14 protein-coding genes and 1 tRNA gene are annotated in these 17,139 nt (G+C 41.7%); 10 read left to right on the top strand and 5 right to left on the bottom strand.

Annotated elements, in window-relative coordinates; all coding sequences use genetic code 11:
• Positions 1 to 220: 220 nt before the first annotated feature.
• Positions 221 to 1,036: a bifunctional DNA-formamidopyrimidine glycosylase/DNA-(apurinic or apyrimidinic site) lyase gene (gene mutM / locus L3J70_10120; GenBank protein MCF6236708.1), complete on the bottom strand. Its 816-nt coding sequence runs from the start codon at positions 1,034 to 1,036 to the stop codon at positions 221 to 223.
• 14 nt (positions 1,037 to 1,050) lie between these two features.
• On the opposite strand from mutM, the gene ampD reads away from it, so the two are divergent.
• The 3 genes from ampD to L3J70_10135 are packed head-to-tail and all read left to right on the top strand — an operon-like array spanning position 1,051 to position 3,910.
• Positions 1,051 to 1,608 (top strand): 1,6-anhydro-N-acetylmuramyl-L-alanine amidase AmpD, encoded by a 558-nt coding sequence (gene ampD / locus L3J70_10125; GenBank protein MCF6236709.1) that lies wholly within the window; start codon positions 1,051 to 1,053, stop codon positions 1,606 to 1,608.
• A 15-nt stretch (positions 1,609 to 1,623) separates the two neighbouring features.
• Positions 1,624 to 3,276, top strand: a complete 1,653-nt coding sequence (locus L3J70_10130; protein ID MCF6236710.1) for a fibronectin type III domain-containing protein — start codon at positions 1,624 to 1,626, stop codon at positions 3,274 to 3,276.
• Positions 3,277 to 3,280: 4 nt separating this feature from the next.
• The gene (locus tag L3J70_10135; GenBank protein ID MCF6236711.1) at positions 3,281 to 3,910 is read left to right on the top strand and encodes a porin family protein; all 630 of its coding nucleotides are present in this window, start codon (positions 3,281 to 3,283) and stop codon (positions 3,908 to 3,910) included.
• A 6-nt stretch (positions 3,911 to 3,916) separates the two neighbouring features.
• Here L3J70_10135 and L3J70_10140 read toward each other — a convergent pair.
• The 4 genes from L3J70_10140 to L3J70_10155 all read right to left on the bottom strand — a co-directional run bounded on the left by L3J70_10140 (position 3,917) and on the right by L3J70_10155 (position 8,200).
• Positions 3,917 to 3,993: transfer RNA gene (locus L3J70_10140), tRNA-Arg, on the bottom strand.
• Between the two features lie 61 nt (positions 3,994 to 4,054).
• On the bottom strand, positions 4,055 to 6,325 hold the full coding sequence (gene parC, locus L3J70_10145; GenBank protein MCF6236712.1) for a DNA topoisomerase IV subunit A: 2,271 nt from the start codon (positions 6,323 to 6,325) through the stop codon (positions 4,055 to 4,057).
• 74 nt (positions 6,326 to 6,399) lie between these two features.
• Positions 6,400 to 7,596, bottom strand: coding sequence for a methyl-accepting chemotaxis protein (locus L3J70_10150; GenBank protein ID MCF6236713.1), 1,197 nt, complete (start codon positions 7,594 to 7,596; stop codon positions 6,400 to 6,402).
• A gap of 37 nt (positions 7,597 to 7,633) precedes the next feature.
• Positions 7,634 to 8,200 carry a methyl-accepting chemotaxis protein gene (locus tag L3J70_10155; protein ID MCF6236714.1) on the bottom strand — a complete coding sequence of 189 codons (567 nt, stop codon included), beginning with the start codon at positions 8,198 to 8,200 and terminating at the stop codon, positions 7,634 to 7,636.
• A gap of 1,252 nt (positions 8,201 to 9,452) precedes the next feature.
• Between L3J70_10155 and L3J70_10160 the strand changes: the two genes are divergently transcribed.
• The 7 genes from L3J70_10160 (at position 9,453) to L3J70_10190 (ending at position 17,135) form a co-directional block, all read left to right on the top strand.
• Entirely contained in the window at positions 9,453 to 10,529 is a 1,077-nt protein-coding gene (locus L3J70_10160) for a c-type cytochrome (GenBank protein MCF6236715.1), read from the top strand.
• A gap of 14 nt (positions 10,530 to 10,543) precedes the next feature.
• Positions 10,544 to 10,885: a methylamine utilization protein gene (locus L3J70_10165; GenBank protein ID MCF6236716.1), complete on the top strand. Its 342-nt coding sequence runs from the start codon at positions 10,544 to 10,546 to the stop codon at positions 10,883 to 10,885.
• Positions 10,885 to 11,535 carry a cytochrome c gene (locus L3J70_10170; GenBank protein ID MCF6236717.1) on the top strand — a complete coding sequence of 217 codons (651 nt, stop codon included), beginning with the start codon at positions 10,885 to 10,887 and terminating at the stop codon, positions 11,533 to 11,535. The genes L3J70_10165 and L3J70_10170 overlap by 1 nt, the downstream gene beginning before the upstream one ends.
• A gap of 402 nt (positions 11,536 to 11,937) precedes the next feature.
• Positions 11,938 to 13,125 carry an outer membrane beta-barrel protein gene (locus tag L3J70_10175; GenBank protein MCF6236718.1) on the top strand — a complete coding sequence of 396 codons (1,188 nt, stop codon included), beginning with the start codon at positions 11,938 to 11,940 and terminating at the stop codon, positions 13,123 to 13,125.
• 41 nt (positions 13,126 to 13,166) lie between these two features.
• A complete protein-coding gene (locus L3J70_10180; protein ID MCF6236719.1) occupies positions 13,167 to 13,691 on the top strand; it encodes a polysaccharide export protein in 525 nt (174 codons plus the stop codon).
• 124 nt (positions 13,692 to 13,815) lie between these two features.
• Positions 13,816 to 15,966, top strand: coding sequence for a polysaccharide biosynthesis tyrosine autokinase (locus tag L3J70_10185; protein ID MCF6236720.1), 2,151 nt, complete (start codon positions 13,816 to 13,818; stop codon positions 15,964 to 15,966).
• A gap of 56 nt (positions 15,967 to 16,022) precedes the next feature.
• Positions 16,023 to 17,135: an undecaprenyl-phosphate alpha-N-acetylglucosaminyl 1-phosphate transferase gene (locus tag L3J70_10190; protein MCF6236721.1), complete on the top strand. Its 1,113-nt coding sequence runs from the start codon at positions 16,023 to 16,025 to the stop codon at positions 17,133 to 17,135.
• The last annotated feature ends 4 nt before the right edge of the window (positions 17,136 to 17,139 follow it).

Here is a 17,139-nt window from a genome sequence, read left to right on the forward strand (position 1 = left end):
AATTTATGGCGTTGCTGAATATATCAATGTTAGCTCGACCTAAAGTGAATCAGACTTAGGGTTTCCTTGAGAGTTAAAGTAAAAATTAATTGTTGTTTCAGGAAGAGCAATTTGAGTGCCAGTTCGAGGGTTTTATAAATAATTAAAGAGGTTAGGTTGAAAAGGGAGTCTCACTGAACTTGAAAGTGTAAAACAATGTGACAGAGGCATTTTATAAATATTATTGCTGACACTGTTTGCAATAATAGGTCGCACGTTGACCTTGCTGAATTTTGAGTATAGGTGTGTTGCAGTGGTGACAAGGTTGATTGTCTCGCCCATAAACATTTAATTTTTGCTGAAAATATCCAGGCTTACCTTCACTATTATAAAAGTCACGCAACGTTGTTCCGCCTTGGCTGATGGCTCGACTTAATACATCTTGTATAGCGATGATCAGTGTTTGATAACGCTTGAGTGAAACTTGACCCGCTTGCCGTTTGGGGTTAATGCTTGCTTGAAACAGTGCTTCACTGGCGTAAATGTTTCCGACACCAACCACGATGTGGCTGTTCATAATAAACTGTTTGATTGCAACAGTTCGTTTACGGGAAAGGTTGTAAAGATAACTTCCATTAAAGTTTCCTGACAACGGCTCAGGGCCGAGTGGTTTGAGTAATCTGTGTTGCAGTGGGTCTGTTGGAGTCCATAACAGACAGCCGAATCGTCTTGGGTCACGCAGGCGCAAGCACTTTCCATGATCAAAAATAATATCCACATGGTCATGCTTTTCAGCGCCTGTTTCAGACTCAACAATACGTAAAGTTCCGGACATTCCCAAATGGATGATTGCGACACCCGTATCGGAATGAAGTAGAATATATTTTCCTCGTCGAGTGACTTGATTAATGGTTTGTCCGGTCAAATCTTGAGGCAGATTCTCTGGAATCGGGTAGCGTAATTGTGCATTACGAATGATAATCTTTTTTACTTTTTTTTCTATGATATGAGGAGCGATGCCTCGGCAGGTTGTTTCAACTTCAGGTAATTCAGGCATGAGAAAGGGTTCAGTTGATGATTGAAAATGGTTGGTTAAACAGGGTTAAGCGCGTTGAATCGCCTAATTGTGATGAAAGACCCGCAGATATGCAACCTGATCTGATTGTGGTGCACGGGATCAGTTTGCCACCTAATGAATATGGTGGTTCTCATATAGAAGCACTATTTACGAATTGCCTGAATCCTGATGACCACCCTTTTTTCGCTCAGGTCTGTAATTTACGTGTTTCAGCGCATCTGTTGATTCGCCGTGACGGTTCTTTGACCCAGTTTGTTCCTTTTGATAAACGTGCTTGGCATGCAGGAGAATCCTATTATCAGGGACGTTCAAGATGTAATGATTTTTCGATTGGAATTGAACTGGAGGGTGTAGATGATTTGCCTTATGATATGGCTCAGTATCAGGTATTAGCAAAAGTAATTGGCTATCTTTTTGATACCTATGCAACATTATCAAAAGAACATATTGTTGGGCACAGTGATATTGCATCGGGTCGAAAAACAGATCCGGGCGATGCATTTGATTGGATGCTATTTAAAACGTTATGCTGTTCAAAAAAATCAAGGTGAATCAGGAGTGATCGAGTGACATTGAATAGAAGGTTTTTTGTTGGAATGATTGCAGTTATGACTGTGTGGGGCATGAGCACGGCACAGAGTGCAGAAGACATCAGTGTGCCGAAGGATTATCAAACGATTCAACTAGCCGTCGACAATGCAGTGGATGGTGATACGATTATCGTTGAACCCGGAACTTATAATGAAAGTATTACGCTAAAAAGTGGTGTGACGCTCAAAGGCAGAGAGACAGCGCGAACATTCCTGCGAGCACGCGACAAAGATTTATCTATTATAACTGTAGATCGTGTCGAAAATATCAATATCCGTAATTTTACTTTTATTGGTTTTGCGATCGAAATGACAGCAATAAAAGTCACGCAAAGTAACGATGTTGAAATTACTAATAATGTGTTTGATATCGGATCATATGCTGTTGGGGTCGATATTCCCGATGATCAAAATAATATAGATATTATTAATAATACTTTTTACGCGGCTAAAATTGCGATTGATCGAGCTTTTTCTACAGTTAAGGTTGAAAATAATATTTTTGTAAAAAACGATGAGGCAATAAGCGGAACATCTTCTGATAACATCTCGTCTAACTGTTTTTTTGCAAATAAAAACACAAATTTTGGCAGTCGTGCAACTACAGGGGAGGATCCACTGTTTGTTGACGCTGAAATCAGTGACTACAAACTTCGTGACTTTCACCTGAAAAAAGATTCCCCTTGTGAAAATAGAGGTGCTTGGGCGGGCACTTATGCAGACTCCGTCATTTTGCCAGTTAATAGTGTTCAGTTGAAAACAGTTGTTGATAGCCTAGGGGTTGGTGTTACATGGAAGGCCAATCAATCAGCGAAGGTGACAGGGTACAAGGTGTATTACGATTCAGATCGTTCTGGCGCCCCTTATGATGGTAACGATGCGGCAGGAGGCACATCACCTATTGATGTGGGTGATGTGACTAAAATTAGTTTGGATAGCTTATCACCTGGGGCGACTCAGCCTGCTGTTCCTGTGCTTATTAAAGTGGCTGGAAGTTATCAGCGCCTGACAGTTTCTTGGTCTGCTGTGGAGGGTGCAACGGGATATAAAATCTATTATGGGCTCACTGATGTGACTGCAAATGAAGAGAGCGTGGGTAACGTGACTTCATATACATTGACAGGTTTGGAGAATGGTACGGTCTATAAAGTGGCTGTTAGCGCTTTGGCAAAAACAACGTATTATGTTGCAGTGAAAGCGTATGGCAATACAAGTAATGAAAGTGCTTATTCAGATGAAGCTTCAATTGTGATTGGCGAAGGGCTTGAAAGTGAACTTTCTTCTGAAAATACAGGGATTCCTGAAAAAGTAGCTGCTTACCCCGACTTACCAGATGAAGGCTGCTTTATTGCAACGGCGGCGTACGGCTCTTATGGCACAACAGAGGTTAAAATATTACGAAATTTTCGTGACCAGTATCTTTTGACCAATAATATTGGACGTGATTTTGTTCGCTTGTATTACGCTTACAGCCCTTCATTAGCTGGCTTTGTAAGTGAGTCAGCACTGCTTAAACATACGGTAAAACTTATGCTGACCCCTGTCGTTGCAGGGAGTCTGTTTTTGTTAAGTGCGAATGATTGGCTGGAGCAATTCATGGCAAACTGGCAAGTAGAAGAACTGGAGTGATGTCATGAAAAAGTTGTTTATTTTCTTTTTATTAGTGACTTTTCCTGCCGTTGGTTTTTCGCAAACGAATAGCAGTATGCCTCACTGGTCTTTTGAGCTTAAAGGTGGAAACTTTGAGCCTTCATTAGATAAATGGGAAGATTTTTACGGCAAAGATAAAATGGGTCAATTTAATTTATCTCTTGGCTACAAGTTGCTGCGACAGGTCGAAGTCGGAATTGATGTGGGTTATCGACGCGATAAAGGTGAAGGTAGTTTAGCAATCAGCGGAAAATCCGGTGGTGATGTACTTTATGAAAACGCTCCACTTGGCTTGTTTGTTGTGCTGCGTGGCGTATTTAATGAAGGGCAGTGGGTGGTTCCCTATGTAGGCGGTGGCTTGAATCGTGTTTATTACAAGACGGCGATTAAGAATCAAGAATCTGTTAGTGGAACGGTGAATGGTTATACTGCACGCGCAGGCATTCAGGTTTTGCTGGATGTATTAGATAAATCAGCAGCGTATAACGCTCAAAAAGAATACGGATTGGATAATACCTATCTTGTGTTAGAAGTGCAAAAAAGCAAAGTCAAAGAGTCATCGTTGGATATTGGTGGAAAATTTTACTCTGTAGGGCTGCTATTCGAATTTTAGGAACTATGGTGCCCCGGAGACGATTTGAACGTCCGACCTATCGCTTAGGAGGCAATTGCTCTATCCAGCTGAGCTACCGGGGCGTTATGAAAGCAGGCGAATTGTAGCATCCAACTTAGGAGTGCGCACAAGCTTTTGATCATATCATGGTGTTGCAGGGTTTTTTACATCAACTCGATCCACTCGCTGATAGCCCCGCGGCAGTGATTGTCCGCGTCGTCCCCGTTCCCCTGTATAGTTCTCCATATCCCCACCCTTGAGTGTGAAGTGGCGTTGGCCAGAATATATAACGAGATGGTGATTCTCAGGAATAACAGCCACTGCAACAACGTACTCTTCATGAGAGGCGGCTTTAGCGGTTGGAATTGATATGATTTTATTGCCTTTACCTTTGGCCAGTTGAGGCAACTCTGAAACAGGAAATATGAGCAGTTTTCCACTCTTGGTAATGGCTGCTAGTTTGTCGTTGTTGAGTGATGTCACTGCAATGGGTGGCAATATTTTTGCATTTTTTGGCAGTGAAATCATCGCCTTTCCAGCTCTGTTTTTGGAGTGTGTGTTGCCCAGCTTTGTGATAAAACCATAACCCGCATCTGAAGTGAGCAGATAATAGTCATCAGGGTCACCGATGAGTAATGTATTGAAGGTTGCTTCATTGGGTAGGTTGAATCGTCCGGTCAGGGGCTCTCCCTGACTTCGGGCAGACGGCAATGTGTGAGTGGGCAGTGTATAACTTCGACCGGTTGAATCGAAGAAAACAGCTTGTTGATTACTACGCCCTTGCACTGAAGTGAGATAACCATCACCCGATTTATAGTTTAATTGGATCGGGTCGATTTCATGGCCTTTAGCCGCACGTACCCAACCTTTTTCTGACAATATTACGGTCACAGCTTCACTGGAAATCAGTGAGCTTTCATCCAATGCTCGTGCGGCTGTACGAACCATAATGGGCGAGCGTCTGGCATCGCCATATTTTTCAGCATCGGCGCTGAGCTCTTTGCGAATCAAAGTTTTCAGGCGACGACTAGAGCCAAGTATTTTTTCTAATGAATCACGTTCTTTGGCCAACTCTTCCTGTTCTCCACGAATTTTCATCTCTTCCAGCTTTGCCAAATGACGCAGTTTGAGCTCTAAAACTGCTTCTGCTTGTATGTCACTGATATCAAAGCGAGCCATCAAAACAGGTTTGGGCTTATCTTCTTCACGGATGATGGCGATCACTTCATCAATATTCAGAAAGGCGATCAGCAAACCATCCAGAATATGCAGCCGTTTCAGAATTTTATCCAGACGAAACTGGAGGCGACGACGAACGGTATCTGTACGATATGCCAGCCATTCGTTCAGAATATTCAACAGACTTTTGACCCGAGGGCGTTGGTCTGTGCCAATAATATTCATGTTGACGCGATAGGTGCGTTCAAGGTCCGTCGTGGCAAAGAGATGAGACATCAACGCCATGTTGTTGATACGGTTTGAACGCGGAATGATCACTAGGCGTGTTGGGTTTTCATGGTCGGATTCATCACGCAAATCTTCGACCATTGGCAGCTTTTTGGCCTGCATTTGTGCTGCAATTTGTTCCAGTATCTTTGCACCTGAAACTTGATGGGGCAGTGCAGTGATAATGATATTATCATCCTCTCTTTCAAAGCAGGCGCGAAGGCGAATGGAGCCGCGACCTGTTTCGTACATATGTGCAATTTCATTGGGAGAGGTGATGATTTCTGCTTCTGTTGGGTAATCTGGGCCTTTGATGAATTCACAAAGTTTTTCAATGGTTGCTTTAGGGTGATCAAGTAGATGAATACAGGCTTGTACGACTTCACGTAAATTATGGGGTGGAATATCGGTCGCCATACCGACCGCGATGCCACTGCCACCATTTAACAGAATATTGGGCAAGCGAGCGGGGAGTACGCAAGGCTCTTCCAGAGTGCCATCAAAATTAGGTTGCCAATCCACCGTGCCCAGCGCCACTTCACTGAGCAATGTAGCCGTATAAGGGGCTAATCGGCATTCGGTATAACGCATGGCAGCAAAGGATTTTGGATCATCTGATGATCCCCAGTTGCCTTGACCATCGACAAGTGGGTAGCGATATGAAAAAGGCTGCGCCATTAATACCATGGCTTCATAACAGGCGCTATCACCATGCGGGTGAAATTTGCCTAAAACATCACCAATGGTACGTGCTGATTTTTTATATTTAGCTGTCGCCGATAAACCAAGCTCAGACATTGCATAAACAATGCGCCGCTGTACTGGCTTCAGGCCATCACCAATATGTGGCAGTGCTCGATCCATGATGACGTACATGGAATAATCCAGATAAGCTTTTTCGGTGTATTGCTTTAATGGTAAGGATTCGATGCTGTCGTCATGGAATAGCGTGGGGGGTTGATTGCTCATAGTGACATCGTAGGCCTTTTAAATTAATAGCCGCTATTTTAATGAGCTATTGCAATAGGAGCAAGGCGAACCGACTAAAAAAGCTCAATATTACCTTCTTGCATATTTTGCTGCTGAGAGTTGAGCTCAAATTGGCGCGACCCTGTTTTCGCTTGAGCTAGTTGACTTTTTAGCGTTGTCAGGGACGCTTTGTCAGAGTTGTTTAAATAGAGGGGCTTAGTGTAACCCGCAAGCTGTTGCAGTGTTTTAAGACGAGTTGAGACATGCTCAATTGATTGAACAGTCAAATCCTCAAACTGCAAAGAGAGAATGCTCGAACTGACATGTTGCTGGATATGGTGAGCAATATCATTGATAAGCTGTGACTGCTCAGTTGTTTTTTCAGTCAACTTACCAACCTCTCCCCACATTTCATTCACTTGATCCTTAGATTCCAGCTGTGTTTCCATATTGATCGATTTGACAGAATCAACAGAGTTATTGGCTGCGCTGATGCTGCTTTTGATATTCTCCATCTGCAAACGTATTTCATCACTGAATTGATTGGTTCTAAGAGAAAGACTTCTGACCTCATCCGCAACCACTGCAAAGCCCCGGCCAGCTTCACCTGCACGAGCTGCCTCAATCGCAGCATTCAGAGCAAGCAGGTTAGTTTGAGAGTTAATATTGATAATATCACCAATCAAATTATCAACAGACTCAACATGAGTATGCATTTCTTCAAATTGCTGAGTAATATTACTGGTGGCTGAAATAACACCCCGAATAGAGTTCACCATGCTGCCAACAACATTTTCACAATCCCCAGCTTTTTGTTCGATACTTTGCTGCTGTTCCATCTGACTGGAACTTTCTGTGGCCTGAAGTAGTTGATCAATCAATTTTTTAAGTAGCTCAATCTGGTTTTCAGAAGCACTTTCGAGGCCGGATAAATTACTGCCCAACTGATTGCTTGCTGAAGTGACAACAGAACGCATATTGTCCAGCTCTTGTCCCGCCGTATTGAACTCAGCGATGCTATAATCGATAAAATCACACAGAGTTTGGCAGGTTTCTTCTCTGGTTTCAGATGACTCCATATTTTTACTTTCCAATTCATTTTGCTCCTGACGGCTCGAATTTTGATTGCTGAATCCCTTAAAAATGAGAACACCCTGCAACAAAGCAGTCAATCCTATCAGGCTAAAAACGAGCGCATGAGACCAGCCAAGGCTCACCGCAGTGACTGTAATGAATAAACAAAGCAAAGAAAGAGAGGCAGAGATAACCATCGAAATAAATTCCTTTTTACAGTTAAAATAAATTAAATTACAACTTAAATCGATCGACAACCTGATTCAAATCCGTTGCGGCGCTCCCGAGAGAATTAGCCAGTTGATGTAAACCGTCGGTATGCTGGTTTGCATCATTAGAAACAATAAAGAGTGAATTGGCCGTTGCAGTTATTGTTTCGACCTCAACGACTTGAGACTGTAATAATTCCACAACCTGAGCCATCAAGTTTCCCATGTCGTTGGCATAGCTGTTACTGACAGTGACATCATTAGCAACTGATTTGAGGCGCTTAATGTTTGTTTTTGCGTCGGTGACACTCTGTTCGGAAGAGCTGACAGTTGAGCCAATACTATGTGAAATATTTTCTATTAATGATGTAATTTCAATTGTTGCGTGACTGGTTTTTTCAGCAAGATGGCGTACTTCATCGGCGACCACAGCAAAGCCACGGCCATGTTCACCCGCACGCGCCGCTTCAATGGCAGCATTAAGGGCTAATAAATTAGTTTGAGATGAAATGTTACGAATGGTGTCAGTAATTGATGTGATTTTATCCGTCAGATTTGAGAGGTCTCGGGTGATTTGAGCCGTATGCTCCATATTGCTTTGAAAGCGTTCAAATTCATTGACTGACAGAGTGATTTGTTCGGCAGCATCATGTGTGGCCTTTGATGTGTGTTCGACAGCATCTGAGGCGGTCGATAATTTCTGTGTGATATCTTTTGTGACTGAAGTGACTGCGGCCGCTTTTTCATTAATGTGGGCAATGCCTTTATGTAGACGAGTCGAAACTTTGTGTACATTTTCGGCCGCAACATTGATTAGCAGTGATTCTTGACCAAGGTTTGCAGCATCGTCACGAATTTTTGAAATAAGCTGATGAAGTGAGCGAACTGTTTTTGCAATGGCCTGTGATATGTGGCTTGTTTCATCGCTGCCTACAGGGTTGACCTCAATTGAAAGGTCTCCCTCTGAAAGTGATATAATAGTCGTTTTTATGAGCGCAAGAGGTTTGGTCATCAAGTAGGCTGCAAGCAGGCTCAAAACAGTACCAATAATCAGACCCGCCAGGATGAGTAAACCCATTATGGTGATGGCTTTGATGCTATTTTCACCAATTGTTATTTCCATTTCAGTCATGAAAAGCCGTTCATCATCCACTAATTTCTGGGAGAGTGTGCTGATTCTTAGGGAGTCTGTGGCGATAATTTTGACTTTTTCCAAGGCGAGGTCATCGTTGTTTTTACGAGCGGCTTTAATAACTTCCATCTGCCTGGGTCTGATATTCTTGACCAGTACTGATAGTTCTTTGACCTCTTCTTTCTCTCCCATTGTTGCACTGAGTGTTTGAATATTTTCATCCAGCAAAGAGAGCTCCTTGATCGCACCGACGGCACGTTTTCGAATATCTTTTTTCATCGTACCCGCAATGGTGTTGGCAATGGCACGCTCAAGTCTAAGCACTGCCATACGAGCATCAATGGCAATATTCAAACGTGTTTGTGTTGCGTGAACTATGGACTGCATGGATTTGCTTTGAAAATAGATGGTATAAGCGCCAAATAACCCAATGATAATGAGTAGTGCTAAAAACAGTGAGGAAAGAGAGAGTATTTTTTTGCGCCAACTCATGTAGCTGAGAAGTTGTTCAAATTTATTCAATGGCTCTTCCCTGATGGTATTGATTCATAACTAAGTAGTACCTAACTATCGGCTGCCTTCATCAGCTTGTTTAGCGATCAAATTCATTAACTTTTTACAAATGATTCAAGACGAAATTATTTAAGCCGAAGTAATAGCTGCGCTTCGTTATAAATAATGAAAATGGATTGTTTTTACAAGGAGAGAGTGAATGACAAAAAAGAGAGCTATGAATCATGTGGGCAAAGTAATCACTAGTGCGCTATGCGGTATTTCTGTTATAGCATGTGGCACATTAGGGGCATCGAGCACATCAATTGTCAAACCTCAGGTGAGCGCAGAAAATACAGCGGTATCCATTGATAAAAGTAAATTTTTAATGCCTACAACGCTGCCGGACTCAAAGAAAAACCCGATGACACCTGAGCGTGTTGAGCTGGGTAAACATCTGTTCTTTGATCCACGCCTGTCAGGTTCAAATTTTATGAGTTGTGCGACCTGTCATAACCCTGCCATGGGCTGGTCAGACGGGCAACCTACAGCGGTCGGTAATTCTATGCACACACTCAGCCGAGCGACTCCAACGATTTTAAATATAGGCCACACCACGCTGCAAATGTGGGATGGTCGTATTCGCACCTTGGATAAACAAGGTGTCGGACCGATTCAGGCAGCAGGTGAAATGAATCAGGATATGAATGAGCTGATTCTGGAGCTGAATGCGATTGATGGCTATGTTGACATGTTCCAAAAAGCCTACCCTGATGAAGGCATTACTTCAGAGATCATTGGCAAGGCTCTCGCAGTATTTCAGCGAACTATTGTTTCAACTGAGGCTCCTTTGGATCGTTGGATCAAAGGGAATGAAAGTGCGATAAATGAATCGGCCAAGCGTGGCTTTAAGCTTTTTAACGGCAAAGCAAATTGTGTGGTTTGTCACGATGATTTTAATTTTACAGACAATGGTTTTCACAATGTAGGGCTGGAAGATCAAAGTGATTTAGGGCGCTATAACATTCGTAAAGTCAGTGTTTTGAAAGGTGCATTTAAAACACCAACACTGCGCGATATTGAAATCACAGCCCCTTATATGCACGATGGAAGTCTGAAAACTTTAGATGAAGTGATGGTGCATTATGATGTCGGTGGTGTGAATAAAAAATATATTTCACCTAATATGAAAGTACTGAATTTGACTGATCAAGAGAAGAAAGATGTGGTTGAATTTATGCTGACCTTAACGAGTGACCACCCTATCAAAATGAGCATTCCTCAATTACCTTACTAAAGGATTAGTTAATAATGAATATGAAAAAAATAGTTATTGCAGGGCTTTCTATTACTGCACTGTTAGGAAGTGGGATTGTTGCTGCCGAGGAGTATGTTGTTGAGCAAAAAGACAAAGCATTTGTGATGAGTGGTGCTCACATTGAAGAGTTAACTGTCAAAGTTGGGGATACCATTAAATTTCAAAATGAAGATGCTTTTTTCCATAATATATTTTCATTATCTGATTTAAAAACGTTTGATTTAGGTTCATTTCCGAAAGGAGATGTACGTGCAGTGACGTTTGATGAAGCGGGTATGGTTGAAATTGAATGTGCTATCCATCCCGATATGTATATGGAAGTGGAGGTTAAGTAATGACAAACATCCGGCAATGGTTTAACCAATTGAGCCCACTTATATTATCACTGCTGATTTTTACAGTGGCAATGGCGCAAATGGGTACAGCCGAAGCTCGAAAATCAAAAGAAGATAAACAACTTATTCGTGGCGGAATTGTTTTCAAAAATTACTGTGTACTTTGTCATGGTGATATTGGTGATGGCTATTCACGAGCGAGCAAATTGTATGGTGTTGCCAGCCTGGTGATTCAGCCAAATACTACAGAGTATTATGAAAAAATGATTACTTTGGGTGGTGAAGCTGTGGGTAAATCGTCTTATATGCCTATGTGGGGTGATGAATTATCAAAGGAGCAAATTCACGATGTGGCTGTTTATTTGAAAATTTTGGGTGATAAGGTGTTGCGTGGTGAAGCGGTTTATAAACAAAACTGCATTCTTTGTCATGGTGTGAATGCCGATGGTAAAGGTCGGGCAGCCAAGCTGTATGACCCGAAGCCGCCTAACCTTAGAACGTCAAAGCACCCTATAGAATATAAAGAGATGATTGTTCGTAAGGGTGGGGGTGCTTTGGGTCGTTCTTCGATTATGCCGCCTTGGGAGCTTCAATTAACCAATCAGGAAATTAAAGACATTGCTTCTTATTTAAAGTCGATTGAAGAGTAGTTCTTCCATACCTTCTCAATAAAAAAGCCACTTGAATGGGTGGCTTTTTCTTGTTGTGGCATTGATAATTTAGTATAGCTAACGTTCCATTTCTATTGTGCATTAAGAGCAATATGGACAACTCAAACATTACGACTATACGACCGTGCTAAGGTTGTGTTTTCAAATGATTTTTAATGCGGTGGCTCTAATATATTGTTGTATATGAGTATGTTGTCACGTATAATGTTGCGATTTTATTGTTGGCATCCAGCTTTAGCTGTTTTATGACTTAACTAACTTATAGATAAAGATGTCCCGTTTGCCTGTGCTGCATAAATGTTAAAAATAATTGTGGTTTCCTGCTTAGTGCTCTTCTGTGTCTGTTCTTGATCAAATTATTTTTTTTAGAGTTATTGTCCAATGAAAGTTAATACTTTCCCTGTAGGTGCAGGGGTTTTGGTTTGTAGTTTTCTTGCAGTATCTGGTTCTGTTTCTGCATACGAAAAAGAGTTGGCTCCTGGGCTGTACCCTTCAATTTCTGCAGGAGTTTTGCGCGACGATAATATTTGGCGCACACCATCAGCCCAAAAAAGTGATAGTGCATTATTGTTTGAGCCATCAATCTTGTATAAATTTCTATTCAGAAAACATTCATTTGATGCGGTCTACGATGGCCAATATGCAAAATATGCAGACTATTCTGATGAAAACTACGCAGATCATGATGTGGGAGGGCGTTTGAAATTAGATCTGGCTCCAGCGATGAAGCTTGAATTAGCGGGTAGATACCTTAAATCGCATGATTTACGGGGTGTCTCAACGACACGTAAAATTGTATCTCAAAAGCCGGATTTATGGAACCGGATCGATCTTTCAGGGGAGTTTATTTATGGAAGGCGTGAAAGTAGCGCGCAGATAGGAGTGTTTGTTGGATCGCAAAGCATTGATTATACCAATAATAATCAATATCTACGTGATCGAACAATAAATACGTTTAGAAGCACTTTCTATTATAATGTGACTTCTAAATCAGCATGGCTGTTAGAATTAGATCGTCGGGGTATCGGTTATGCGAATAATTCAGAAGTTAATCGTGATAGTGTTGAAATGCGTTACCTTGCAGGGGCAAGGTGGAGTGCGACGGCACAAACTGAAGGAGAGATACGTTTAGGTATTCTGGATAAGAGTTTTGAAGCACAGGATAAAGAAAATTTTACCGGTCTTACAGTTAGAGGTAAGCTCTCATGGGAACCGTTAGCGACAGATCGTGTTGTAGTCGAGATTTCTCGGATGCCTCGAGAAAGCCCTGAAGTAAGTGCAGATTATTTTGTAGAAAATAGCCTGAAAATTAGATGGGGTCATGTTTTGACTGACCTTGTGACTTTTACTGTGGGCTCATTAATGCAGCGAGATAATCATTCAGGTGAAAATTCTCGGGAAGATGCTATATTTGCTTTGAATGTCGGCCTGAATGTCAGCTTGTTGACATGGCTGGATTTAGAAGGCAGTTATGGTTACTCAACGCGTGCTTCTAATCTTGATGGGTTAGATTATGATGGAAATGTCTTTAAGCTGGCATTCGTAGCTTCTCCGTCAGATAAATTTTAATTTTAAAGGTAATATGGCCTATGTTTTTTAAAGAGAATTTTGTGAAGGTTTGTACAGTTTTATTTTTATTTTCCCTGTTTTTTACAGGCCAAACCTTGGCTGATTCTCGGGAATACAAAATTGGAGCAGGCGAGCTTTTATCAATAATAGTATTTGATGAACCTGATTTGAGTCTATCAGAGATACGCGTAGCCACGGATGGAACAATATCAATTCCTTTGCTGGGGCAAATTAATGTGAGTGGCTTGACTGTTAAAGAATCTGAAAAAAAACTGGCCTCTTTTTTAGCTGATGGTTACTTGAAGAATCCGAGAGTTGCGATATCAATACTTAAATACCGTGTATTGTATGTTACAGGGCAGGTGAGAAAGCCTGGTGCATATGACTATAGTGAGGGGCTGACTGTCGGAAAAGCGATTGTATTAGCGGGTGGATTAACACCTAGAGGCAGCAAAAATAAAATCACACTGGCACGTGAAAATAACCCCGATACTGTGATTTCAGTTAATGGGGCTATTATTGTAGGCCCAGGTGATGTGATCACTGTTGGCGAGAGTTTTTTCTGATTTTTGTGTGTTTTCCTCTTTAATGTATAACTGATTCAATTGTAATTGTTGCTGCCGCGCCTGTGTTACTAGCAGACGTGATAGTGCGTATTATAATATTTAAAAGCAAGGTAGATTTCCAAGAATGAATAGTTCACCAAAAAATAGTTCTGCAGCAATAGCCCAAGAGTCCTCGTTGTTGGTGGATGATATGCAGGATGAAGGCCCAGGGTTGTTAGACTATTGGCGCATTATTATGCGTTACAAATGGAGTATTATTTGTTTGGCATTGCTGGGTGTTTTGGTGGGAGGAATTACAGCATATTCCACAGTCCCTGTTTATCGGGCTGATAGTACTATTTTAATCGAACCTGGCCAGCCAAAAATAACAAATATTTCTCAGCTTGAAGGAAACTCTTCCATCTTGTTGTTCTATGAAACCCAGCATGAAATTATTCGTAGCCGTAGCATCACTGAAAAAGTTATTGATACACTCCGGCTTGAAGAGCAGGTGCCTGGTGTACTAGGAAAACTCACGGGCCAAGAAAAAAAAGCAGCATTAGTTGAATTGATTCAAGCAAACCTGTCCGTCAAAGGTGAAAAACTGAGTCAGATTGTGAGTGTCAGTTATGAGTCTGATGATCCTCAGTTTGCAGCAGAAATTGCCAATGCGATTACGAAGGCTTATATCGAACAAGGTCTGGAAGCACGTTTGACAACCGTTAAGCAAGCAACTTCCTGGTTGAGTGGGCGTTTAGGTGGGTTACGTGGTCAGGTTGATGCCTCAGAAGATGCGTTACGTAACTATCAGCTAAAAGAGGAGATGATTGCAACGAATAGCCGCCAAAATATTATTAATGCTAGATCAATAAGTGCAACAACAGGGTTGGCCGAAGCTCAAACAGAGCGCTCTGAAGCTGAAATTCACTATAATCAAATTCGTCGGGTATTACAGGATGGCCGTGGTTCTGGAGCATTGGTTCACATGCTGGACAGCCCTACAGTATTAATGCTATCAGATGAAGTGGCTAACCTGAACCGAAAAATTTCAGAGCTTTCAGAGCGGTATGGTGTTAAACATCCTAAAATGCTCGCTGTTAAGTCTGATCGTAAAGATGTTCAGCAACGCTTGAAGGCTGAAATTAATAAAGCAGTTTCAGGTATTCGCACGGTCTATGAAGGGGCTGTTGATAAAGAGCGAGAAATGAAGCGTTCACTTGATAGGCTGCAGCATGAAATGCGAGAATTTACGGGTAAAGCATTTCAGTTGGCAAAGCTTGAAAGGGAAGTTGAAGCTAACCGCGAGATCTATGAAACTTTTCTTGCACGCTTTAAAGAAATTAGTGTGGAAAAAGAGAATAACCTAAGTAATGCACGAGTTATTGATGCGGCCGAGGTTCCATTATTGCCTTATAAACCGAACAAAAAACGTATTATGCTTGTGTCATTAATCCTGGGTCTGTTTGGTGGTATTGCTTTGGCATTTGTACGTGCGAGAATGGATAATACATTCAACACTTCCGAGCAGGTCGAAGAGAAGTTGATGTTGCCTGTATTATCCATGATCCCGAAGTTGAATAAATCAGATGGTGATCCAGATCGTCAAAGTATAACCAATCCACGAACTACCTTTGCAGAAGCAATGAACGCTATTCGTACAGGTATTATTTATTCAAGGATTGATGACCCGATAAAAACGATCATGGTGACCTCTGCAGTACCTGGTGAAGGCAAAACAACACTTTCAATCAACCTGGCGACCTCTTTTTCAAAGCTCGGTCGCACTTTATTGATTGATCTTGATTTACGAAAGGGTCGTTTAGGCCAGGCATTCGGGATCACCGAGAATATTGGTCTGATGGAATGGATGATGAAAAAAGATAGCCTTGAAAAAAACCTTGTTCAAGATAAAGAGCAGAAATCACTTTATGTGATGCCTTGTGTCACTAAACCACGAAATCCATTGGAACTGGTTTCATCTCAAACTTTTCAAACGGCATTTGCAGAACTCAAAGAACAGTTCGACTATATTGTGATTGATACGCCACCAGTGCTGGCGGTGAGTGATGCAATTGTTATCAGTCACTTGGCTGATGGGGTTATACTGTCTCTGAAGGCGAGTGCAACCACTCAGCATATGGCGCAGGATGCCCTTAAGCGTTTGAGTTCAAGTGGGCAGGGAGCGATGGGTGTGGTTATGGCGATGGTTGATTTTCGTAAATTAAGTAGTTACTACGGAAGTTATTATGGCTCTGATTATAGTTCGTATCATGAGCCCATTAAAAATAAAGCTTAATAATTTTTATTGACCACTCACTAAAAGCAAGTAAAAGGAATGAATGGTGTTATGGCATGTTTGATATTGGATTTTATTTAATAAGCTTATTACTTACTGTTGTTTTAATATTTATATTTAAAACACAGGCGGTTCGTGTAGGTCTGGTTGACCGGCCTGATGCGCGGAAGCAGCATCAAAATTCGACACCCCTCGTCGGTGGTGTTGGTATTTTTTGTGGATTTTTTATTTCATTTATTACTCTGGAACTTCCAGTTCATATTTTGTGGAGCTTCTTCCTTGCTGCATTGATTATGATTGTTATAGGAGTTTTGGATGACTATTATGCCTTACCCTTTAAGCCACGCTTGGTTGCACAGGTTGTTTCTGCGAGTGTAATGGTTTTTGGTGGTGGAGTTGTGCTTAATGATTTAGGCGCGCTTACATTTTCAGATGGTCTTTTTGTAATGGGATTTTTTGCAGTGCCGCTCACTATATTTGCAACGGTGGGGATGATTAATGCGCTCAATATGTCCGATGGGCTGGATGGTCTGTTGGGTAGTCTGGTATTTATCGCGCTGGTGGGGCTTGCTGTTGTTGCTTACATTGGTGAGGCTTACGCGCAATTGCAAATAGTGCTGTTGTTGGCAAGTTGTATGGCGGCTTTTTTGTTATTTAATCTACGCACACCTTTGCGAAGCCGCGCTTCTGTTTTTCTGGGCGATGCTGGAAGCATGTTTTTGGGGTTAGCTTTAACATGGCTTGTAATTTCATTGTCTCAAGGTGAAGATCGGGCAATGTCGCCAGTGACAGCATTATGGTTGGTGGCTTTGCCATTGATAGATACAGTCAGCATCATGTTACGACGTATTTTGAAAGGTAACTCTCCTTTTTTGCCTGATCGAGAGCATTTTCATCACGTTTTACTTTTGGCCGGTTTTTCTGTGAGTCAATCAGTTGTCATTATGGCGAGCGTAGCTGCGCTATGTGCTGGTGTTGGTTTGCTCGGGCTTTATCTTGATGTTCCAGAATTGCTCATGTTTATTCTATTTTTATGCTTATTCATTTTGCATTTTTGGGGAATGAAGCGAGCTTGGAAAGTGATGCGTTTTTTGAATCGTTCGATTTGTAGGCGACGTAAAATTTTAGGTAAAAAAGAACTGAGCTTTCCTGAACGTAGAGGAATGTAATAAT

This window comes from Gammaproteobacteria bacterium (genome assembly GCA_021648145.1).
Taxonomy (GTDB): Bacteria; Pseudomonadota; Gammaproteobacteria; order JAADGQ01; family JAADGQ01; genus S141-38.